Below are 20,154 nucleotides of genomic sequence, written 5' to 3' on the forward strand. Positions count from 1 at the left end.
AACATGAATCCTCAAAAAATAATGGCTGAAATTTTGGCAATGCAAATTATTCCGCGCGTGAATAATGAGCTTGCTGAACAGCTGTCATTAAAGCCACATCATAATAGCTTAGGGCTAGTTACATTAACAATTGATGATGTGGGCTACGTGGCATTTGATGAAGCTACAAAAAAAGCGGATGTTGATGTTGTTTACGCGAAAAGCTTTTACGCAGGAGCAGCACATGCTTCTGGCCCATTATCTGGGGAAGTTATTGGCATTATTGCTGGTAGCTCACCTGATGAAGTGCGAAGCGGTCTAGAGGCAATTCAGCAAAAGGTGGAGTTCGACACTTATTTTGAAGCAATTCTTCAAAATGAAGGTCACGCACTATTTGCACATACTGTTGCAAGCTGTGGCACATATCTTGCTGAACAGGCTGGGGTTAAGGTTGGTACAGCACTTGCTTACTTAATTGCTCCACCTCTTGAAGCAGTTGTAGGGCTTGATGCAGCTTTAAAGGCAGCAGATGTCGAGCTAAAAGTATTCTATGGCCCTCCATCTGAAACGAACTTTGGAGGCGGGCTATTAAGTGGCTCACAATCATCCTGTCAAGCAGCTGCGGATGCATTCAGAGAAGCAATCGCCAACTTGGCAAGAAATCCAATAAGCTAGAAAGGAGGCGACGCAAGTGCCTACATTAGATAAAGATTTATTAGCAATACAGGAAATGCGTGATGCTGTTAAAAAAGCAAACGAAGCACAAGCAGCATATATGCAATTCTCGCAACAGCAAGTAGACCAAATCGTTAAAGCCGTAGCAGATGCAGCTTTTAAAGAAGCGGATCGACTTGCAAAAATGGCAGTAAAAGAGACAGGCATGGGCGTTCCTAACCATAAAAAAATAAAAAATGAAGTGGCTTCAAGAGACCTTTATGAAGACATTAAAGATTTAAAAACAGTAGGTATTGTTGGCTACGACCGAGCAGCAAAAGTGACTGAAATTGCAAGTCCATTTGGTGTTATCGCAGGTATTGTACCAACTACAAACCCTACATCAACTGCAATTTTTAAAGCAATGATTTCTTTAAAAACACGAAATGCTCTAGTATTAAGCCCGCACCCATATGCGGTAAAATGTACAGAGGAAGCTTTAAATGTTTGTCGAATTGCTGCTGAAAAAGCAGGCGCACCAGAAGGCTTATTACAATGCTTAACAATGGCTTCTATGGACGCAACACAGCAATTACTGAAGCATCCACAAATTAATTTAATTTTAGCAACAGGTGGTGGTGCATTAGTAAAGGCTGCCTATAGCTCTGGTAAACCAGCATACGGCGTTGGTCCAGGGAATGTGCCAGCATATGTTGAAAAATCAGCTAATATCTCAAAGGCCGCACAGCATTTAGTACAAAGTAAATCATTTGATAACGGTACAATTTGTGCAACAGAGCAATCGATTATTGTGGACGAAGCCGTTTCTGAGAAGTTAATTGCTGAGTTGAAGAAAAACGGTGCCTATATTTTAACTGAGGAAGAAAAGCTAACAATGGAGAAGCTAATTTCCCCTGTACCAGGTAAAGTAAACCCGAAAATTGTTGGGAAATCGGCCGCCTGCTTAGCTGACTTAGTAGGTATTTCAGTGCCGGCTGGTACGAAGGTGCTTATTGGTTTAGAAACAAAAGTAGGTAAAGAAATTCCGTTCTCACTTGAAAAATTATCGCCAATCTTTGCACTTTACACAGTAAAAGACAGTGTGGCGGCGAAGCAAGTGATGATTGATTTACTAAACATTGGTGGACGCGGGCATACATGCTCGATTCATACTGAAAATGCAGCATTAGCTGAGCAATTCGCAGTTGAGTTACCAGTATCACGTATTGTCATTAATACATTATCATCTATCGGAGCAGTTGGAGGAACGACTGGTTTAGCGCCATCCTTCACGCTTGGATGCGGCACATTTGGCGGCAATATTACGTCAGATAATGTGACGGCAAGACATTTAATCAATATTAAGCGTATGGCATATGGTACAAAAAATGTTTCAGTGCCAGAACCAGAGTATGAGCCGTTAGAGGCAATTGTTGAGAAGCAAGTTGCACAAGCTGGCGCAGTAGATACTGATATGGTGCAACAAATTGTTGATCAAGTATTAAAACAAATTACATTACAAAACAAATAATTGGAGGAATAACAAATGAACAGAGAAGGTACAGCTTTAGGAATGGTAGAAACAAAAGGTCTTGTAGGTGCAATTGAAGCAGCTGACGCAATGGTAAAGGCGGCAAGCGTTAATTTAGTAGGTAAAGTACATGTTGGTGGCGGAATCGTAACAGTATTAGTACGCGGTGATGTAGGTGCTGTAAAGGCTGCTACAGATGCTGGTGCAGCTGCTGCAGAGCGCGTAGGTGAATTATTATCAGTACACGTAATCCCACGTCCACATAACGAATTAGAATTAATCTTACCAAAGCTTGATGCATAATTAATTCAACTAGACAACGTCACAAATTTTGTATCACTTACCGTGTGATACAAAATTTGTGCGTCTTATTATAACTATAGATAGAGGTGGCTCGCTTGAACGCAGAGACAAAAACAATCCCAGTTGCGGTTTCGGCACGTCATATACATGTAAGTGAAGAAGATTTACAAGCACTTTTCGGCCCAAATGCAGCGTTAACAAAAGATTTTGACCTTTCACAGCCTGGACAATATGCAGCGAAGGAGCGCGTATCCATTGAAGGTCCAAAAGGTGCCATTCATAACGTACGTATACTAGGACCAGTAAGACCCGCAACGCAAGTAGAAGTTAGTCGAACAGATGCGGTGAAGCTTGGCTTAAATCCCCCATTAAGACAATCGGGCGATATTGAAAATTCAGCTAGCATTAAGATTAGCAATGGCGATAAAACCATTACGATAAAGCAAGGTGCAATTATTGCACAAGCTCATATTCATATGACTGAAGAAGACGCAAAAGAATTCAATGTAGAAAACAATGAAGTGGTCTCAGTAGAGGTTGAAAGTGAGCGTCCAGTTACATTGCGTGGTGTTGTGATTCGTGTATCAAAGGATTTTAGCTTAGAGATGCATATCGATACAGACGAGGCAAATGCAGGCTTCATCGAACAACAGGCAAAAGGTACAATTATTAAATCAACGAAGTAAGGAGGAGGTTTGATGCAAGAAAATTTAGTGCAAAAAATTGTTGAAGAAGTGCTACAGCAAGTGTTGAAAAATCAGCCTTCCCTTCAGCACGATAATAAAATTCCAGTCGGTGTGTCAGCGCGACATGTACATCTAGCACAGTCAGAGGTTGAGCAGCTATTTGGAGAAAACTATCAGCTTACACCGAAATTTGAGCTTTCACAGCCAGGTCAGTTTGCAGCAGAGGAAACGGTTGTTATTGCTGGACCAAAAGGCTCAATTGAAAGAGTGCGAATTTTAGGTCCAGCACGCTCTTTATCTCAAGTGGAGGTCAGCTTTACAGATGCAATTAAACTTGGCTTAACGCCGCCACTGCGAATTTCTGGAGATGTAAAAGGCTCAAGCCCTATTACATTAATCGGTCCAAAAGGAAGTGTGGTGCTGAAGGAAGGGCTTATTGTTGCAAAAGCTCATATTCATATGACACCAGCCGACAGTGCTCGCCTACAAGTTGAAGATGGACAAAGTGTTCAAGTAAAACTTGCTGGTATCAGACCGATTATCCTGTCAGATGTTATTATTCGTGTATCAGACCGTTACCGCTTGGAAATGCATATTGATACAGATGAGGCGAATGCAGGTTTAATAAAGCAAGGAACTTTAGCTGAAATTGTTCAAGCACAATCAATTGAGCAAACGAGTGTACAGACTGCACAACCAGTTGTTCAGACTGCTACGCAATTACCCGAACAAAAGTCAGTTTATCACTATACAAAAAAACTACTTTCACAAGTACAAGTAGCTGCAATTACAGAGCAAGAAATCGTCGTTTCAAAAAAGACGATTGTAACAGCATTGGCATATGACAAAATTCGAGAGTTAAATAAAACTTTAACAATTAATAAAGAATAAATGATTTAGCTAATGCAGAATAGAGGGTGAGCAAATGCTGATGGGAAGAGTCATTGGGAATGTTTGGGCTACACGCAAGGAAGAAGGATTAAATGGATTAAAATTATTAATCGTTCAACCAATCGATTCCAATCAACAACCGATACGAACTGAGCTTGTTGCTGCAGATCGCATTGGTGCAGGCATAGGCGATGATGTTCTTATTACGAGTGGAGGATCATCGCGCTATATTATGAAGGATAATCCACTGCCAATTGATGCAGTAGTAATTGGAATTATAGATTCTACAGAAGTAATGCGGGGTGAAGATAAATGAGTAGTGCAATCGGTATGATTGAAACAAAAGGGCTAGTTGGCTCTATTGAAGCAGCAGATGCGATGATTAAGGCTTCAGATGTAACAATTGTGAAGCAAGAATTTGTAGATGGCGGTATTGTCACAGTCGTTGTGCAAGGCGATGTTGGCTCTGTGCAAGCAGCAGTTGATGCGGGTAAAGCAGCAGCAATGCGTGTTGGAGAATTATTATCTGCACACGTTATTCCACGACCAGATGGTGATGTGTTCCAAATGATCAAAGGACCCGAGGCACCGAAAAAAAAGCCAGCTCCAGCACGCACTAAGAAAGCGACGGAAGTAGCTTCTACTGAAAGTGGCGGTGAAGCATAATGGCATTTCAAAAACATAAAATTGCTGTAATTGGTGCAGGCCATACAGGTGCAACATTAAGTTTATTTTTAGCACAAAAAGAATTGGGCGATGTCGTACTATTAGATATTCCTGATGCCGAAAATCCTACAAAAGGAAAGGCACTTGATTTATTACAAACAGGTCCAATTGAGAAGTTTAATGTATCTGTTAAAGGAACGAGCAATTATGAGGATATCGCAGGAGCGAGTATTGTTGTAATTACTGCTGGTATTCCACGTAAGCCTGGCATGAGCCGTGACGATTTAGTAGCGACAAATGCGAATATTATTAAGCAGGTGTCTGCACAAATTAAGCGCTATGCACCAAACAGTATCGTGCTTGTCTTAAGCAATCCTGTTGATGCAATGACTTATGTTTGCTATAAAGAAACAGGCTTCCCTAAAAATCGTGTGATTGGACAATCAGGAGTCCTTGATACTGCTCGTTTCAATACCTTTGTTGCAGAGGAGCTACAAATTGCGCCAGAGGATGTATCAGGCTTCGTATTAGGTGGGCATGGAGACGAGATGGTTCCATTAATCCGCTATTCGTACGCAGGTGGTATCCCACTTGAAAAGTTAATCCCTCAACAGCGATTAGAGCAAATCGTTGAGCGCACGCGTAAAGGTGGCGGGGAAATCGTTGGTCTACTTGGAAATGGTAGCGCTTATTATGCACCGGCTGCTGCCTGTGCACAAATGGTTGAAATTATTATGAAAGACCAGCGCAAAATCATTCCATCAATTGCCCTATTAGAAGGGGAATATGGCTACAACGATTTATTTTTAGGTGTTCCGACAATATTGGGTGGCAATGGTATTGAATCCATTATTGAGCTACAGCTTACTGCAGAAGAAAAGCAGGCGCTACATCATTCAGCACAAGCAGTAGAGCAAGTGCTTGAAATTTGTAAAAATATTTAATGTAATATGGGCTGTAGAGAAAGCAGATGAATTCTCTATAGCCTATTTTTTTATGCTTAATGCGCAAAATAAGATATACTTTAAATTAAAGTAAAGTTTTTATAATTTTTTTGAAACTTTTATGTATATGAACCGTATAAACAGTTAATCAAATTTTTAGAAAGGAGATACGTGATGAAAAGGACGCGAATACTTAGCTGGTTAGTGTTGTTTATGTTGTCAATCGTCTTAGCATTTCCTTCACAAGCTTTTGCCGAAAACAAAGTATACCATGTGCCGATTGAAAAAAATGTGGAAAAAGGGTTAGCAGCTTTTTTACAACGTGCATTTCAAGATGCAAAGGATAATAATGCAGAAGCAATCGTACTTGAAATACATACACCGGGTGGCTTCACAGATGCAGCAGAAGATATAGCGAAAATCATTAAGCAATCCGAGATACGCGTCATTGCTTTTATCAATACGAAAGCGCATTCAGCAGGGGCATTTATCGCACTAAATGCAGATAAGATTTATATGACACCTGATGCCACAATCGGCTCAGCAGGGGTTATCGATGGAGCTGGTAATGCAGCGGAGCTGAAGGCGCAAAGCGCTTGGATTGCACAAATGATGTCAGCGGCAGAAAGTACAGGTCGAGACCCAGAATATGCGCAAGCGATGGCTGACCCAACGATCGATATGAGTGAATACCGAGCACCAAAAGGCAAGTATTTAACATTGTCAGCAGCTGAGGCATTGAAGGTGGGCTACTCCAATGGCACTGTGGCAGATTTGCAGGAAGTGTTGGCAAAGGAAAATTTAGCAGATAGTAAAGTCATTGATGTCAACCCGACAATTGCAGAGCAAATTACACGCATTGTCACAAATCCAATTGTTATACCGATTTTATTATCGATTGCAAGCCTTGGCTTAGTTATTGAGCTTTATTCGCCAGGCTTTGGTGTATCAGGTATTATGGGCTTATCCGCACTTGGCCTATTCTTCTTTGGGCATTTAATTGCAGGATTCGCAGGTTATGAATCGATATTATTGCTATTTATTGGTATAATTCTTATAATTGTGGAGTTTTTTGTCCCCGGAGGCATTGTTGGTATAATAGGTGCAGTATTCATATTATTAAGCTTGCTCTTAGCAGGTGCTGATTTTGTCCAAATGGGGTATTCAATTTTAATTGCGATGTTAATCGCAGTTATAGGAATGGTGGTACTTATGAAATTCTTTGGCAAAAAATTGCATATGTTTAACAAGCTCGTGTTAAAAGATGCAACGACGACAGAGGAAGGCTATGTTTCTAATGTCAATCGACTTGAGCTTATTGGCAAAAAAGGGATAGCTGTGACACCATTTAGACCAGCAGGTGTTGTTTCCATTGATGGAGAGCGTATTGATGCGGTGTCAGATGGCAGTTATATCGATGCCAAAAAGCATGTAGAAGTTATTAAAGTAGAAGGCTCACGCATTGTTGTGCGAGCGGTATTAGAAGAAACGGAGGAATAATATTATGTTTGTTGAAGCAGGAGTAATTGGTTTAACGATTATTATCGTAGCTATTTTTATCTTCTTAGCTATCTTTTTCACATTCGTTCCAGTAACGTTGTGGATTAGCGCATTAGCTGCAGGAGTTCGTGTAAGTATCTTCACGTTAATCGGGATGCGTTTACGCCGAGTAATCCCATCACGTGTTGTAAATCCATTAATTAAGGCGCATAAAGCGGGTATTGATGTAACGATTAATCAGTTAGAGTCCCATTATTTAGCAGGTGGTAACGTAGACCGCGTAGTAAACGCATTAATTGCAGCACACCGTGCAAATATTGAACTAACATTTGAGCGTGCAGCTGCGATTGATTTAGCAGGTCGTGACGTTTTGGAAGCCGTACAAATGTCTGTTAATCCAAAAGTAATCGAAACACCATTTATCGCAGGTGTGGCAATCAACGGGATTGAGGTAAAGGCAAAGGCACGTATTACAGTACGTACAAACTTAGATCGCTTAGTCGGTGGTGCTGGTGAGGACACAATCATTGCCCGCGTAGGTGAGGGGATTGTTTCGACAATTGGTTCTTCAGCATCGCATTCAGTTGTATTAGAAAACCCAGACCTAATTTCACAAACAGTATTATCAAAAGGGCTAGACTCAGGTACAGCATATGAAATCTTATCGATTGATATTGCAGACGTTGATGTAGGCAAAAACATCGGTGCAGAATTACAAATTGAGCAAGCACAGGCTGATAAAAATATTGCACAGGCAAAAGCAGAAGAACGTCGTGCGATGGCTGTTGCTACTGAGCAAGAAATGGTTGCAAAAGTGCAAGAGATGAAAGCAAAAGTAGTTGAAGCGGAGGCAGAAATTCCGTTAGCGATGGCGGAAGCTTTACGCTCAGGCAACCTTGGCATTATGGATTATATGAACTATAAAAATATTCAAGCTGATACGATGATGCGCGATTCAATTGCGAAGTCAACAAATGACGATACGCAGAAAAAATAATACATTGCGTGATTAGAAGGGAGGTTGCTTAAGTGGAGTCTATAATTGGTTTTATCATAATCGGAATCATTGCTTCTTTATTTAGTAAAAAGGAGAAGCCCAAAAACACGAAAAGCATGCCACCATTTAATAAGCAATCAAATCAAGGCTCAACACCTCGCCAAGCAAAGACAACCCCAGAAAGAAGCTTGGAGGATTTCGCAAAAGAAATATTTGGACAGCTTGAACAAAAAAAGGCTGAGGTTGAACGAAATATTGAACCAGCTCAGCAAATTGAACCAGCACAACTTGAAAAGAAAGTTGAGCGGAGTGCTCGAATAATGAAAGTACCTGATTCGGTCGATGTGCGAGCTTCAGTGCGTCCAAATATTGAACAATCCACGCGTGTAGCGCAAATGAAGGAGAGAGAAACAGCTGTTTTTACACCTCCAACAACAAAGAAAGCGCTCGTTCAAGCGATTGTTGCAGCTGAAATTTTAGGTCCGCCAAAAGCGAAGCAGCAACGAGTACGATAAACTTATACATGCCTCCTTTTTCTGATGCATATAGTACGAGAAAGGGAGGCTGTTTTTATGAAAAAATTATTTCAGATGGCTGCCGTATTTGAAATGACAAATTTCCAGCTATTTAAATGGCACGGTAATTATCGCATATTAGCTGCATCCGATGCGAGTTGCTCGTGTATGATAGAAGATTATGTTGTGCATATTATGGGAGAACGACTAACTGTAACGGTTTTAGCAACGAATGGCTTTACGATCTCTTGTGAAAAATTACATGCACTACAGATTGAAAAGCATGCATAATATCGATTATCGCCGTGTTCGAGTATCGGTACAAAAAAATCAAAAAACAAATGACTTACTACAATTTTTACATAGCCATCACGTACCAATTTATCAAGTGCGTACAACGAAAGAGGCGCTGCAATTTGAGCTGGCACGTCAGCATATTGCAATCTTGCGTAAAGCTCGCAGCAAATACCGCGTTAAAATAAAATTACATTATTTAACAACAGACGAGCTACTTCCAAAAAAATTGATAACATTTATATGCCTATTTTGTCTTTGGATTATACCGATATTTTGTAATTACTGGATATGGGAAATTGACATACAAGGAAATACACCAGAGCAAACAGTTGCAATTGAGCGTTTAGTGCAAAATGAATTTGCTGCTCCCATCTTAAAAAAACGCTTGCCGACAGACCAAGAGGTACGAGAGTTCATTATGCAAAACTTTCGAGAATATTCATGGGTACATGTTGCAAAGGTTGGTAGCAAAATGACCATTCGCCCACAACTTGCACCGAAAAATGAAGTAAAGGAAAATAAAGATGGCTATTATCACCTTCTTGCAAACAACAGTGGCGTCATTACCCATTTTGATATTAAGAGTGGGGAGCGCAAAGTAACGCCAAATACAACAGTATACAAGGGAGATACGCTCGTATCTGGGTTAATGACAGTAGGAGAGAGGCAGCTTTTAATTGGAGCGGTCGGTGATGTTTACGCAGATTATTGGCTAGAAAGTGATTTTACAATTCCACAAGAAGTGCAATATGAAGTTGTAACAGAAGAGGCATGGCAAATTACATTTGCTGACGAAGGGCTACCGACGGAAATAAAATCGATTTCATTGCCTAAGTGGTTAGCACGTTATGTGCGTATTGCAAAGGTAGAGACAAGAGAAAAAATAGTAGAAACATTAACTGAGGAACATATAGAATCACGTATTATGCCATTGCTACATGAGAAAATGGTACAATCATTACCAACAAAGAGTATTATTAAGAAAGAAAACCTTTTACACATTCGATTTGAAGATGGTAAAGTAAAAGGGAAGGTTCTCTATTTAATAAATGAAAATATTGCAAAACCTTATCCTATTAATTAAGGAGCGTCAGGATGTCAGAAAATATTTCACAATTACAGTTAGATAATCCGAATGAAGCAGTTATGTTACTAGGCATGTCGGATGCAAATATTAAATTAATTGAAGAAACTTTTAAAGTACAAGTTATTACACGTGGAGAAGTTGTACAAATTGCAGGTAATGAGGAAGCTGGAAAGGAACAAGCAAAATCCGTGTTACATGCGCTGCTGCAAGTGATTCGTAAAGGAATCAATGTGGACCAACGTGATGTGGCTACAGCGATTGAAATGGCGAATAAAGGTACCATTGAATATTTTTCAGAGCTTTATGAAGAAGAAATTGCACGTAATGCAAAAGGCAAATCGATTCGCGCTAAAACTATTGGGCAACGTGAATATATACGCGCAATTCGTCATCGTGATTTGATTTTCGGAATCGGTCCAGCTGGTACAGGGAAAACATATTTGGCTGTTGTTATGGCAACACAAGCTTTAAAAAACGGCCATGTGAAGCGCATTATTTTAACAAGACCTGCTGTTGAAGCTGGTGAGTCATTAGGTTTTTTACCAGGAGATTTAAAGGAGAAGGTGGATCCTTATTTAAGACCACTTTATGATGCTCTGCACGATATTTATGGAGTAGAGCAAACACAGCGTTTAATTGAGCGTGGTACAATTGAAATTGCGCCATTAGCATATATGCGTGGGCGTACGTTAGATGATGCTTTCGTTATTTTAGATGAGGCTCAAAATACAACACATCAGCAAATGAAAATGTTTTTAACGCGCCTTGGCTTTGGCTCAAAAATGGTTATAACAGGTGATAAAACACAAATTGATTTACCAAAAAACACAGAGTCGGGTCTTATTATTGCGGAGCGCACATTGAAATATGTAAAGGATATCCACTTCCAAATTCTTGAGCAAGGGGATGTTGTGCGTCACCCACTAGTAGCAAAGGTAATCCAAGCATATTCAGATCAAGAGCTGTAGTTGAATTTTTTAGTGGCTAGAAAGCTGCGCGCGCAGTTTTTGAAGCAACTTAACAGTATATAATTGCTAAGGGCTGCTAATAAGTCAAAGATACTTCTGACTTACTAGTAGCCTCTTTCTAGTTTTTTCAATTAATTACGCGTTGGCGTAATTGCGTCCAGATTTTTTCGAACTCGCTCGAAAACTCCTCTTCAAAATCTGTGACATCCGCTGGAGGCTTAACTTAAATCAGCAATATTTTATTGCTCCTGCGGTTACTCGTCGCAGAAGACATTTGCTCCTGCGGTTACTCGTCGCAGAAGACATTTGCTCCTGCGGTTACTCGTCGCAGTAAAGATTTGCTGATTCAAGTTAAAGTGACACTAAATTAACATGAAATCACGCTCAAAAATTGGTAAAATGATAAGTGGAGGTGTGCAATGAGAAAACAATTAAAAAACATAATGCAAATCATTCAATTTCGTTATTTTTTAATACTAGTCCTCTTAATTACAGCAACTATTCAATTTTTGTTTATGGCAGGCAATGTAAGAGGCATTACATATGATATACAGTTGCTACAGCTTGCACCCGAAACAATCCGCTCTGTGAAAACTGTAGAAGATTCAGTGAAAACGGAGAGAGAACGTGATAATGCAGAAAAATCTGTAGAGCCTGTCTATCTTTTTAATGAAGAACTAGCAGCTCATCGTTCCGCAATTGTCACATCGATTTTTGATATCGTGCTTGATGTACGAAAAGAAACAAAAGATGATTCAATAGAAAAACGTGTTGAACAATTAAAGACAAATTTAAAGGATATTACAGAATCTCAAACTTCTTTAACTATTAGCAACACACAGTTAGAAATATTATTAACGATTGATGAAGAACTCTTAATCGATACGCGTGATAGTTTGGGACAAATAGTACAACATACTTTAGATCGTCCATTCCGCAAAGAGCAAATATTAACGATTCGTAATGAAATCGATAGTAGAATACGTCAGCAATCTACTATAGCAGAGCCCTTACTTAATACAGCGATTACACTTGGACGGGCTGCTATTGTAGAAACGGAAGTACTGGATGAGGAGAAAACAGCACTGCGCATTCGACAGGCACGTGAAATGGTTGAGCCGACACGTATTTTGCAAGGCCAAATTATCGTGCAAGAGGGCGAGTTAATCGACCGTGAAGTATATCGACAATTAGAGTTACTAGGTATGCTAGATACGAAGGAGTCATTGAAGCCAGTTTTTGGCCTACTGATTTTAATTTTCCTACAAATGGCGTTTATTTATATTGTCTTTGATCGTTCAAAAAAACCGATAGCAAAACGTCGGAATGAACTACTTGTTACAGCAATTGTGTATACGATTTGTATTGTGATGATGAAATTAATCAGTGTTGTAGCTGATAATTTTGATGTTATGATTGCCTTTTTATACCCAGCAGCACTTGCGACAATGCTTGTTCGATTGCTCGTGGATGATAGGGTAGCGTCTATCATTACTGTGATGACGGCTACAGCAGCGGGTATTATGTTCCATAGTGGCTATGCAGCTGTCTTGCAAATGGATGTAGCGCTGTATATTATGTTTGGCGGCTTTGCGACATTGTACTTTATGCGCAATCTTGAAAAACGTTCATCTTTATTACAGGCATGTGGTATTCTTTCAATTGTCAATATTTTATTTATAAGCTTTTATTTGCTTATGTCACAATCGGGCTACGGCTTAACAGAAATAGGCTTCTATTTTATAGCAGCAATCATTTCAGCAGTGCTTTCAGGTGCACTGACGATGGGTCTATTACCGTTCTTTGAGTCAGCGTTTGGTATATTATCAACGATGCGTTTAATTGAGCTATCGAACCCTAATCATCCGCTACTTAGAAAACTATTAACAGAAACTCCAGGCACTTATCATCATAGTATTATGGTAGCGAACTTGGCAGAGGCGGCTTGTGAGGCTATTGGTGCAGATGGATTACTAGCTCGTGTAGGCTGTTACTATCACGATGTCGGGAAGACAAGAAGACCTTCCTTCTTCATCGAAAATCAAATGTCTGGCATTAATCCACATGACACATTACCACCACAATCGAGTGCAGATATCATCATCGCACATACGACGGATGGGGCAGAGCTATTACGTAAACAGAAAATGCCACAGGAGATTATTGATGTTGCCTTGCAGCATCATGGCACAAGCTTATTGAAATTTTTTGTATATAAAGCGAAGGAAGAGGGAATGAATGTCGACGAAGCGGCATTCCGTTATCCGGGACCAAAGCCACAAACAAAGGAAATTGCAATTATTAGCATTGCAGACAGCGTTGAGGCGGCAGTGCGCTCAATGAAGGAGCCGACTGCGGAAAAAATCAAAAAGCTTGTACAGTCCATTATTCAGGACCGAGTGCAAGATGACCAATTTGATGAGTGCGATATTTCATTAAAGGAATTAAAAATTATTGAGGATGTATTATGTGAAACATTAAATGGTACATTCCATTCACGAATTGAATATCCAAAATAGGAGGATTATAGATGGCATTAATTATCGATTTTTTAGATGAAACGGACTCTGTTCAGGAAACCCACATTAATTTAGTGGAACGTTTATTGCAATATGCTGCAAATGAAGAACAGATTGATGATGGTAGCGAGCTATCGGTTACATTCGTAACAAATGAGGCCATTCATGAAATTAATCGTGAATACCGCGACAAGGACCAGCCAACAGATGTTATTTCCTTTGCTTTAGAGGAGCTAGGTGAAGGAGAAACCGCGATTATTGGTGAGGGAATACCGCGCATTTTAGGCGACATTATTATTTCAGTTGAACGCACACAAGAGCAGGCTGAGGAGTATGGTCACTCATTCGAACGAGAGCTAGGTTTTCTAGCAGTACATGGGTTTTTACATTTGTTAGGATATGATCATATGAATGAGCAAGATGAAAAAGAAATGTTTGATAAGCAAAATGCAATTCTATCCTCTTTTGGATTAGGACGCGAGGTATAATGGATATTCGCAAGTTTTTACGCTCCTTTGTTTACGCTTTTCAAGGAATTGTAACTGCAACAAAGGAGCAAAATATGCGTTTTCATTTAGCGAGTGCCTGTATCGTAATGATTGCGGGCTTTTTAACAGGATTAACGTCAATAGAATGGCTAGCCATCGTGATAGTCATTATTCTTGTTATTGGTGCGGAAATGATAAACAGCGCAATCGAGCGTGTTGTCGATTTAGCAACAACAGAATTTCACCCACTGGCAAAGGCTGCGAAAGATATAGCAGCAGGCGCGGTACTTGTATTTGCTGTTGGCAGTGTTATAATCGGAGTACTCATTTTTTTCCCGAAATGGTTTTAATGTAGTGAAGGAGGCAAAAACAAATGGACAAACAGACATTAATGGAACAATCAAAGGTGGCACGCGAAAAAGCGTATGTACCGTATTCGAAATTTCCAGTAGGTGCAGCGCTGTTAGCGGAAGACGGTACAGTTTATTTAGGCTGTAATATCGAAAACGCAGCATATAGTATGGCAAACTGTGCAGAGCGAACTGCCATTTTTAAAGCGGTATCAGAAGGTGTAATGAAATTTAAGGCAATTGCGATTGTGGCAGATACGGATAAGCCTTGTGCGCCATGCGGGGCATGTCGCCAAGTAATGAGTGAATTTTTTGCACCAGAGATGCCAGTATATTTAACAAATTTAAAAGGTGATGTGCAAGAAACGACGGTAGGCGAACTTCTACCAGGTGCATTCACAACGGAGGATTTAGCATATGCAGCAAGCAAACAGTCCCTATAAATCAGGCTTTATTTCAATTATTGGCCGACCAAATGTAGGGAAATCAACGTTTTTAAATCGCGTTATTGGACAGAAAATCGCGATTATGTCAGATAAGCCTCAAACGACACGTAATAAAGTGCAAGGTGTGCTGACACAGGAAAATTCGCAAATGATTTTTATCGATACACCAGGGATTCATAAACCGAAACATAAATTAGGTGAATTTATGTTAAAAGTATCGAAAAATACATTGCGTGAAGTTGATGTTATTTTATTTATGGTCAACGCAGAGCAAAAAATCGGTAAAGGTGACGAATTTATTTTGGACCTTTTAGCTGGTAATAAAACGCCTGTCTTTTTAGTAATTAATAAAATTGACCAAGTTCACCCAGACGAGTTGATTACGATTATTGAATCGTATAAAGATAAATATCCATTCAGCGAAATTGTACCAATCTCTGCACTGCAAGGGAATAATGTTGAAAACTTATTAACAAAGCTTGGGGAATATTTACCTGAAGGTCCACAGTATTACCCAGCAGACCAAGTGACGGACCATCCCGAGCGCTTTATTATTTCTGAATTGATTCGTGAAAAAGTATTGCATTTAACACGCGAAGAAATTCCACACTCCATTGCGGTAGTTATTGATAAAATTAAGCGCGATGAAGAAAATGAAAATATGATTCGCGTCCAAGCAACAATCATGGTCGAACGCGATTCGCAAAAGGGCATCGTCATCGGCAAGCGTGGGGCTTTATTGAAAGAAGTCGGCACATTAGCGCGCAAAGATATCGAAATGTTACTAGGCTCAAAAGTATATTTAGAGCTTTGGGTAAAAGTGCAAAAGGATTGGCGCAATAAGCAAACTCATTTACGCGACTTTGGCTTCCGTGAGGATGAGTATTAATAATGAAAAAACTCCCGCAAAAAAGTGGGAGTTTCTTTTAGTTTTTGGTCAAACGTAGAATAAGTCCATATTGCACACCTTATTCAAGGTAATGCAATTTTAAGATTCACTAATTCCCATAGCTAATAGTAAAAGAAAAGTAAAAACTAAAACGACTAAATTTGTTAGAAGTCCTAGTATGCCTAATAATATAGGGCCTATTTGCCGTTTTGAAATGACCATAGATAAAACAGAGAATATAATACCTAGTGTTGACAATATACTAAAAATTTTAATGGCAAAGTACACATCAGCGTTAGGCCCTCTTGTATAAAAAAAGAAAAGGACGCTTAAGATTGCAGTTAATACAGATGCAACGCCTGCAACTATGCTTGTTTTACTTTTAGTTAAAATCATTCGTATCACCCCACTATCATTTTCGTTTACTTATCAATAAAGTATATGAATTGAATAGCCAGTCTTATGGTTCATTATCTTGATGTAATACCTATTTAAAAGTCTAGTGTTTTGTATTATCCGTTTATCAAAACGGAACTTTCAATACCATCCTTTTCATCCATTTAATTCAATCGAGAGTATTTGTAAGGGCTCGCCACTATTGACAAATCACTTTCAATCTTGAAAAATGAAGTAGCAGTGAAGGTCGTTAGAAAAAAGGGGATAAAATGAAAAATTACGATATTCTATTTTTTGATATAGATGACACGCTTTTTGATTTTACTAAATCGGAGCAAGAAGCTTTTAATAAAGTTTTCGCTAAATATAATTTAGAAAATAGCTTAAATTTATATGAAAAAAGCTACCAAGAAATCAGCAAAGTATTGTGGAGAGATTTAGAAAATGGAAAAATGGGCCTCGTTGAACTAGGCTCTGAGAGATTTAGGAGATTATTTTTAGAATATGAGCTTGAAATTGATGCAGTTGTATTTAATCAGGACTATTTAAGATTTCTTGGAGAGCAAACGCATCTCATACAAGGTGCAGAAAAGGTCATTAAGGTTCTCTCACATAAACGCCTAGCAATTATAACGAATGGTTACACAGATGTACAAATAGCAAGAATTAATAATTCCCCCTTGGCAGGTGCATTTGAGCAGATTATTATTTCTGAATCGACAGGCTTTCAAAAACCACAAACAGGTATTTTTGACGATGCTTTTAATAAGCTGCAAATTACAGAAAAGTCAAATGTGCTAATTGTGGGTGACTCGTTGACTTCTGATATTCAAGGTGGCAATAACTATGGTATTGATACGTGCTGGTTCAATCCCAAGCACAAGGAAAATAATACAGCTTTAAAACCTACTTATGAAATTAATAAATTAGACGACCTATTAGATATAATAAAATAAGTACATAACGTTGAAGTTTTTAAATCTTGTGATTCGACAAAATAACAGGGAGGTGTATTTGAAATGTTACATAAATGGGAGGGCATCGTCTTAAAGGCAAGAGCTTACGGGGAGTCCAATAAGATTGTCACATTGCTGACGCGTGAGGCAGGGAAGGTTGCAGTCATGGCACGCGGGGCAAAAAAGCCGACAAGTCGCTTGGCAGGTATTACACAGCCTTTTATGTATGGCTTATATTTAGTACAGCGAACTACCGGGATGGGGACGTTGCAGCAAGGCGAACATTTAAATGCGATGCGTACATTACAAACGGATATTCGTGCGACCGCATATGCGAGCTATATCGGTGAGCTTGTTGATCGTTTAGTCGAAGAAGGGGAGCCACAGCCCTTTGCCTTTGAAGTAGTAAGGCAAGCTTTAATTGCGATTGATGAAGGCTATGACCCTGAAGCGATTGCGTTATTTGTTGATTGGAAAATGCTGCCGTTTGCAGGGGTGCAACCGACTCTACATGCTTGTGCAAGCTGCGCATCAACAGACGGCGAATTCGCTTTCTCCTTTGCACAAGGGGGCTTTTTATGCCATCGTTGTTTCCATCATGATGCCTATATAATTCGGTTGTCACCCACACAGCTCAAACTGATTCGGATGTTTTATATGATGCCAATTGATCAAGTTGGCAAGCTTGACTTAAAACCCCAAACGAAAATGTTTATTAAAAAAATCGTGACGACAATTTATGAGGAGCAAACGGGGATTCGCTTAAAATCAAGGAGCTTTATTGAGCAATTGGAGCGAATGGAAGATTGGCCACCAAAAGATGAAGGTAATTCGGAATAGTTAGACAATTTGGTGCGATAAGCGCTAAAATAGAGGTGAAGCATGACAAAAGGGGATGGGAGAAATGAAATTACCAGTTGTGCAATTTACAAAAGAGCAGGAGCAGTTTCGTTTAGAAGTACGCGCTTTTTTGCAGCATCATCTTAAAAAAGGAACATTTCGAAAAAAATGTGATTCATGGTTAAGCGGGAGTGATCCAGCCTTTTCAAAATTAGTGGCAGAGCAAGGTTGGATTGGTATGACTTGGCCAAAGCACTACGGTGGAGCAGAGCGCAGTACGATTGATCGTTATATTTTAACGGAAGAGTTTTTAGCAGCAGGTGCACCTGTTGCAGCGCACTGGTTTGCAGATCGGCAAACAGGACCTTTACTTTTGCGTTTTGGTACGGAGGAGCAGCGTCAGTTTTTCTTACCTAAGATTATTCAAGGAGATTGCTTTTTTGCGATTGGGCTTAGCGAGCCAAATAGCGGCTCCGATTTAGCATCTGTTCGCACAAGGGCAGAAAAAGTAGACGGAGGCTGGCTTATTAACGGAGCAAAAACATGGACGAGTAATGGGCATGATGCGCATTATATGGTGACGCTTGTACGTACAGATTCTTATGACCCGCAGCACAAGCATCAAGGCTTGAGCCAATTAATTATTGATTTACATGCACCAGGTGTGACGATTACGCCAATTCCTTATTTAACGGGAGAACGTCATTTTAACGATGTATTTTTCGATAATGTTTTTGTACCTGATGCAATGGTTGTTGGTACATTAGGTAATGGTTGGGCACAGGGGTTAGCTGAGCTTGCCTTTGAGCGCAGTGGACCTGAGCGCATATTGAGTACATTTCCATTATTAAATGAACTTATTGCCGAATTAAAAAAAGCGAATGATCTTGTTGGTTTAGCAACTGCTTCCAAGCTATTAGCAGAAATGTGGAGCTTGCGCAATTTATCAATCGGTGTTGCACAAGTATTGGAAGAGGGCGGCGAGGTAGCGATTCCAGCTGCACTTGTGAAAAGCATCGGCACAAAGTTTGAGCAAAAAATACCTGAAATTGCGCGCCTACTTGTTGCAACGTATCCAAGCTTGCAGGCACAGCGCGCATTCGATCGCTATATGGCGGAATCGATATTGCACGCACCAGGCTTTACAATTCGAGGTGGTACATCAGAGGTACTGTACGGCATTGTGGCGAAGGGGGTTGTCGCACAATGAGCGAAATGCTAGAAATCGTAACAGAGGTCGTTGAAAAAATATGCAAAGATCTTGTCACAAAAGAAACGGTGGATTTATTAGAAGAAGGCAAGTGGGCCACTCCACTTTGGCAGCAGCTAGAGGATAATGAGCTGTTGAAGGTCGCAGTGACAGAGCAGCATGGTGGGGCAAATGGTGATATTGCGGATTTATTAGCACTTTATCAGCTAATTGGCTATTATGCTGTGCCAGCGCCTGTACTTGAGCATACACTAGCTAATTTTATTTTGGAGTATGTAGGGCTTGCTCCGTTTTCATCAATTACAACGATTCTATTAAGCGAGCAACCTACGCTTACACTAACAAATGGCAGGCTAGATGGAGTTGTTCAGCATGTACCATGGGCGAGAATCGCGCAGCAATTCGTTACATTTGCTAAAGAGGGGGAAGTGTTAAAGCTAATTACTGTGGACTTAGCTCAGGCAGAAATTGAGCATGCAACGAATTTAGCAACCGAGCCGCGTGATACAGTAAGCTTCCAGCAAGCTAAAGTCGCCGCGCAAGTCGAAATAAACGAGCAACAGCTTGAGAAACTAAAAAAATATACGACAGCAGCTAAGTTATCTGCAATTAGCGGAGCACTCGATAAAGCATTCCAGCTAACAATACGCTATTCCAAGGAACGTGAGCAGTTTGGTCGTCCCATCCATCGCTTCCAGCTTGTGCAACAGCATTTAGCGATACTTGCTGGAGAAGCAGCGATTGCAACGACAGCAATTGAAAATATGGCGGGTGCACTTGTAGGCGAAAGAGAGCAATTCGAAGTAGCATTCACAAGTATTCGTCTAGATGAAGCAAGCAAAATCGTGGCAACATCTGCTCACCAAGTACATGCAGCAATCGGCGTAACATACGAGCATAGCCTACAGCATTATACGCGTCGCCTATGGGCTTGGCGTGAGGAAGGCTTTACAGCGCATTATTGGCAGCGTGAGCTTGCAGGCGATTTGCTACAAGTGGAAGACGTTTGGGCATGGATGACAACGAAATAAGGGGGACTTTG

24 protein-coding genes are annotated in these 20,154 nt (G+C 40.1%); 23 read left to right on the plus strand and 1 reads right to left on the minus strand.

What is annotated here, in order from left to right:
* Positions 1-3: 3 nt before the first annotated feature.
* From eutL to era, 19 genes are all read left to right on the plus strand, one after another.
* Complete coding sequence (eutL, locus tag TY13_RS16240; RefSeq protein ID WP_042478215.1) at positions 4-654, plus strand: ethanolamine utilization microcompartment protein EutL; 651 nt, start codon at positions 4-6, stop codon at positions 652-654.
* Between the two features lie 16 nt (positions 655-670).
* Complete coding sequence (locus TY13_RS16245) at positions 671-2,164, plus strand: aldehyde dehydrogenase family protein (RefSeq protein ID WP_052344369.1); 1,494 nt, start codon at positions 671-673, stop codon at positions 2,162-2,164.
* Positions 2,165-2,179: 15 nt separating this feature from the next.
* Entirely contained in the window at positions 2,180-2,467 is a 288-nt protein-coding gene (locus TY13_RS16250) for a BMC domain-containing protein (protein WP_042478217.1), read from the plus strand.
* Positions 2,468-2,562: 95 nt separating this feature from the next.
* The gene (gene pduL / locus TY13_RS16255) at positions 2,563-3,153 is read left to right on the plus strand and encodes a phosphate propanoyltransferase (protein WP_154661625.1); all 591 of its coding nucleotides are present in this window, start codon (positions 2,563-2,565) and stop codon (positions 3,151-3,153) included.
* A 12-nt stretch (positions 3,154-3,165) separates the two neighbouring features.
* Positions 3,166-4,044 (plus strand): phosphate propanoyltransferase, encoded by an 879-nt coding sequence (locus TY13_RS16260; RefSeq protein WP_042478222.1) that lies wholly within the window; start codon positions 3,166-3,168, stop codon positions 4,042-4,044.
* 34 nt (positions 4,045-4,078) lie between these two features.
* On the plus strand, positions 4,079-4,360 hold the full coding sequence (locus TY13_RS16265) for a EutN/CcmL family microcompartment protein (RefSeq protein WP_042478223.1): 282 nt from the start codon (positions 4,079-4,081) through the stop codon (positions 4,358-4,360).
* A complete protein-coding gene (locus TY13_RS16270; protein ID WP_042478225.1) occupies positions 4,357-4,710 on the plus strand; it encodes a BMC domain-containing protein in 354 nt (117 codons plus the stop codon). Before TY13_RS16265 ends, TY13_RS16270 begins: the two co-directional genes overlap by 4 nt.
* Complete coding sequence (gene mdh, locus TY13_RS16275) at positions 4,710-5,654, plus strand: malate dehydrogenase (protein WP_042478227.1); 945 nt, start codon at positions 4,710-4,712, stop codon at positions 5,652-5,654. Before TY13_RS16270 ends, mdh begins: the two co-directional genes overlap by 1 nt.
* Before the next feature lie 174 nt (positions 5,655-5,828).
* Entirely contained in the window at positions 5,829-7,154 is a 1,326-nt protein-coding gene (locus tag TY13_RS16280) for an NfeD family protein (RefSeq protein WP_042478228.1), read from the plus strand.
* A gap of 4 nt (positions 7,155-7,158) precedes the next feature.
* Positions 7,159-8,151 carry a flotillin-like protein FloA gene (gene floA / locus TY13_RS16285; protein ID WP_042478230.1) on the plus strand — a complete coding sequence of 331 codons (993 nt, stop codon included), beginning with the start codon at positions 7,159-7,161 and terminating at the stop codon, positions 8,149-8,151.
* Between the two features lie 32 nt (positions 8,152-8,183).
* Complete coding sequence (locus TY13_RS16290) at positions 8,184-8,666, plus strand: hypothetical protein (protein WP_042478232.1); 483 nt, start codon at positions 8,184-8,186, stop codon at positions 8,664-8,666.
* Between the two features lie 57 nt (positions 8,667-8,723).
* Positions 8,724-8,957, plus strand: coding sequence for a hypothetical protein (locus TY13_RS20760; protein ID WP_042478233.1), 234 nt, complete (start codon positions 8,724-8,726; stop codon positions 8,955-8,957).
* Complete coding sequence (locus tag TY13_RS16300; RefSeq protein WP_042478235.1) at positions 8,950-10,047, plus strand: sporulation protein YqfD; 1,098 nt, start codon at positions 8,950-8,952, stop codon at positions 10,045-10,047. Before TY13_RS20760 ends, TY13_RS16300 begins: the two co-directional genes overlap by 8 nt.
* 11 nt (positions 10,048-10,058) lie before the next feature.
* Positions 10,059-11,018 (plus strand): PhoH family protein, encoded by a 960-nt coding sequence (locus TY13_RS16305; RefSeq protein ID WP_042478237.1) that lies wholly within the window; start codon positions 10,059-10,061, stop codon positions 11,016-11,018.
* A 419-nt stretch (positions 11,019-11,437) separates the two neighbouring features.
* The gene (locus TY13_RS16310) at positions 11,438-13,537 is read left to right on the plus strand and encodes an HD family phosphohydrolase (RefSeq protein ID WP_042478239.1); all 2,100 of its coding nucleotides are present in this window, start codon (positions 11,438-11,440) and stop codon (positions 13,535-13,537) included.
* A gap of 11 nt (positions 13,538-13,548) precedes the next feature.
* Entirely contained in the window at positions 13,549-14,025 is a 477-nt protein-coding gene (ybeY, locus tag TY13_RS16315; RefSeq protein ID WP_042478241.1) for an rRNA maturation RNase YbeY, read from the plus strand.
* Entirely contained in the window at positions 14,025-14,375 is a 351-nt protein-coding gene (locus TY13_RS16320; protein ID WP_042478244.1) for a diacylglycerol kinase family protein, read from the plus strand. The genes ybeY and TY13_RS16320 overlap by 1 nt, the downstream gene beginning before the upstream one ends.
* Before the next feature lie 23 nt (positions 14,376-14,398).
* Entirely contained in the window at positions 14,399-14,818 is a 420-nt protein-coding gene (locus tag TY13_RS16325; RefSeq protein WP_042478246.1) for a cytidine deaminase, read from the plus strand.
* The gene (gene era / locus TY13_RS16330) at positions 14,793-15,710 is read left to right on the plus strand and encodes a GTPase Era (protein WP_042478248.1); all 918 of its coding nucleotides are present in this window, start codon (positions 14,793-14,795) and stop codon (positions 15,708-15,710) included. Before TY13_RS16325 ends, era begins: the two co-directional genes overlap by 26 nt.
* A gap of 99 nt (positions 15,711-15,809) precedes the next feature.
* On the opposite strand, the gene TY13_RS16335 is transcribed toward era, so the two are convergent.
* Positions 15,810-16,106 carry a hypothetical protein gene (locus TY13_RS16335; RefSeq protein WP_042478250.1) on the minus strand — a complete coding sequence of 99 codons (297 nt, stop codon included), beginning with the start codon at positions 16,104-16,106 and terminating at the stop codon, positions 15,810-15,812.
* A gap of 269 nt (positions 16,107-16,375) precedes the next feature.
* On the opposite strand from TY13_RS16335, the gene TY13_RS16340 reads away from it, so the two are divergent.
* The 4 genes from TY13_RS16340 to TY13_RS16355 all read left to right on the plus strand — a co-directional run bounded on the left by TY13_RS16340 (position 16,376) and on the right by TY13_RS16355 (position 20,143).
* Positions 16,376-17,062, plus strand: coding sequence for a YjjG family noncanonical pyrimidine nucleotidase (locus tag TY13_RS16340; RefSeq protein ID WP_042478252.1), 687 nt, complete (start codon positions 16,376-16,378; stop codon positions 17,060-17,062).
* A gap of 63 nt (positions 17,063-17,125) precedes the next feature.
* The gene (recO, locus tag TY13_RS16345; protein ID WP_042478254.1) at positions 17,126-17,902 is read left to right on the plus strand and encodes a DNA repair protein RecO; all 777 of its coding nucleotides are present in this window, start codon (positions 17,126-17,128) and stop codon (positions 17,900-17,902) included.
* A 64-nt stretch (positions 17,903-17,966) separates the two neighbouring features.
* On the plus strand, positions 17,967-19,112 hold the full coding sequence (locus tag TY13_RS16350; RefSeq protein WP_042478256.1) for an acyl-CoA dehydrogenase family protein: 1,146 nt from the start codon (positions 17,967-17,969) through the stop codon (positions 19,110-19,112).
* Entirely contained in the window at positions 19,109-20,143 is a 1,035-nt protein-coding gene (locus TY13_RS16355; protein WP_042478258.1) for an acyl-CoA dehydrogenase, read from the plus strand. Before TY13_RS16350 ends, TY13_RS16355 begins: the two co-directional genes overlap by 4 nt.
* Positions 20,144-20,154 lie beyond the last annotated feature (11 nt).

It is taken from the genome of Bacillus ndiopicus (assembly GCF_000612805.1).
Classification (GTDB): Bacteria; Bacillota; Bacilli; order Bacillales_A; family Planococcaceae; genus Metasolibacillus; species Metasolibacillus ndiopicus.

Excerpts from the sequence above, each read along its gene's own strand:
- eutL (WP_042478215.1), top strand. The coding sequence starts at position 4 with ATGAATCCTCAAAAAATAATGGCTGAAATTTTGGCAATGCAAATTATT.
- TY13_RS16250 (WP_042478217.1), top strand. The coding sequence starts at position 2,180 with ATGAACAGAGAAGGTACAGCTTTAGGAATGGTAGAAACAAAAGGTCTT.
- TY13_RS16260 (WP_042478222.1), top strand. The coding sequence starts at position 3,166 with ATGCAAGAAAATTTAGTGCAAAAAATTGTTGAAGAAGTGCTACAGCAA.
- TY13_RS16265 (WP_042478223.1), top strand. The coding sequence starts at position 4,079 with ATGCTGATGGGAAGAGTCATTGGGAATGTTTGGGCTACACGCAAGGAA.
- TY13_RS16270 (WP_042478225.1), top strand. The coding sequence starts at position 4,357 with ATGAGTAGTGCAATCGGTATGATTGAAACAAAAGGGCTAGTTGGCTCT.
- mdh (WP_042478227.1), top strand. The coding sequence starts at position 4,710 with ATGGCATTTCAAAAACATAAAATTGCTGTAATTGGTGCAGGCCATACA.
- TY13_RS16280 (WP_042478228.1), top strand. The coding sequence starts at position 5,829 with ATGAAAAGGACGCGAATACTTAGCTGGTTAGTGTTGTTTATGTTGTCA.
- floA (WP_042478230.1), top strand. The coding sequence starts at position 7,159 with ATGTTTGTTGAAGCAGGAGTAATTGGTTTAACGATTATTATCGTAGCT.
- TY13_RS20760 (WP_042478233.1), top strand. The coding sequence starts at position 8,724 with ATGAAAAAATTATTTCAGATGGCTGCCGTATTTGAAATGACAAATTTC.
- TY13_RS16300 (WP_042478235.1), top strand. The coding sequence starts at position 8,950 with ATGCATAATATCGATTATCGCCGTGTTCGAGTATCGGTACAAAAAAAT.
- TY13_RS16305 (WP_042478237.1), top strand. The coding sequence starts at position 10,059 with ATGTCAGAAAATATTTCACAATTACAGTTAGATAATCCGAATGAAGCA.
- TY13_RS16310 (WP_042478239.1), top strand. The coding sequence starts at position 11,438 with ATGAGAAAACAATTAAAAAACATAATGCAAATCATTCAATTTCGTTAT.
- ybeY (WP_042478241.1), top strand. The coding sequence starts at position 13,549 with ATGGCATTAATTATCGATTTTTTAGATGAAACGGACTCTGTTCAGGAA.
- TY13_RS16320 (WP_042478244.1), top strand. The coding sequence starts at position 14,025 with ATGGATATTCGCAAGTTTTTACGCTCCTTTGTTTACGCTTTTCAAGGA.
- TY13_RS16325 (WP_042478246.1), top strand. The coding sequence starts at position 14,399 with ATGGACAAACAGACATTAATGGAACAATCAAAGGTGGCACGCGAAAAA.
- era (WP_042478248.1), top strand. The coding sequence starts at position 14,793 with ATGCAGCAAGCAAACAGTCCCTATAAATCAGGCTTTATTTCAATTATT.
- TY13_RS16335 (WP_042478250.1), bottom strand. The coding sequence starts at position 16,106 with ATGATTTTAACTAAAAGTAAAACAAGCATAGTTGCAGGCGTTGCATCT.
- TY13_RS16340 (WP_042478252.1), top strand. The coding sequence starts at position 16,376 with ATGAAAAATTACGATATTCTATTTTTTGATATAGATGACACGCTTTTT.
- recO (WP_042478254.1), top strand. The coding sequence starts at position 17,126 with ATGTTACATAAATGGGAGGGCATCGTCTTAAAGGCAAGAGCTTACGGG.
- TY13_RS16350 (WP_042478256.1), top strand. The coding sequence starts at position 17,967 with ATGAAATTACCAGTTGTGCAATTTACAAAAGAGCAGGAGCAGTTTCGT.
- TY13_RS16355 (WP_042478258.1), top strand. The coding sequence starts at position 19,109 with ATGAGCGAAATGCTAGAAATCGTAACAGAGGTCGTTGAAAAAATATGC.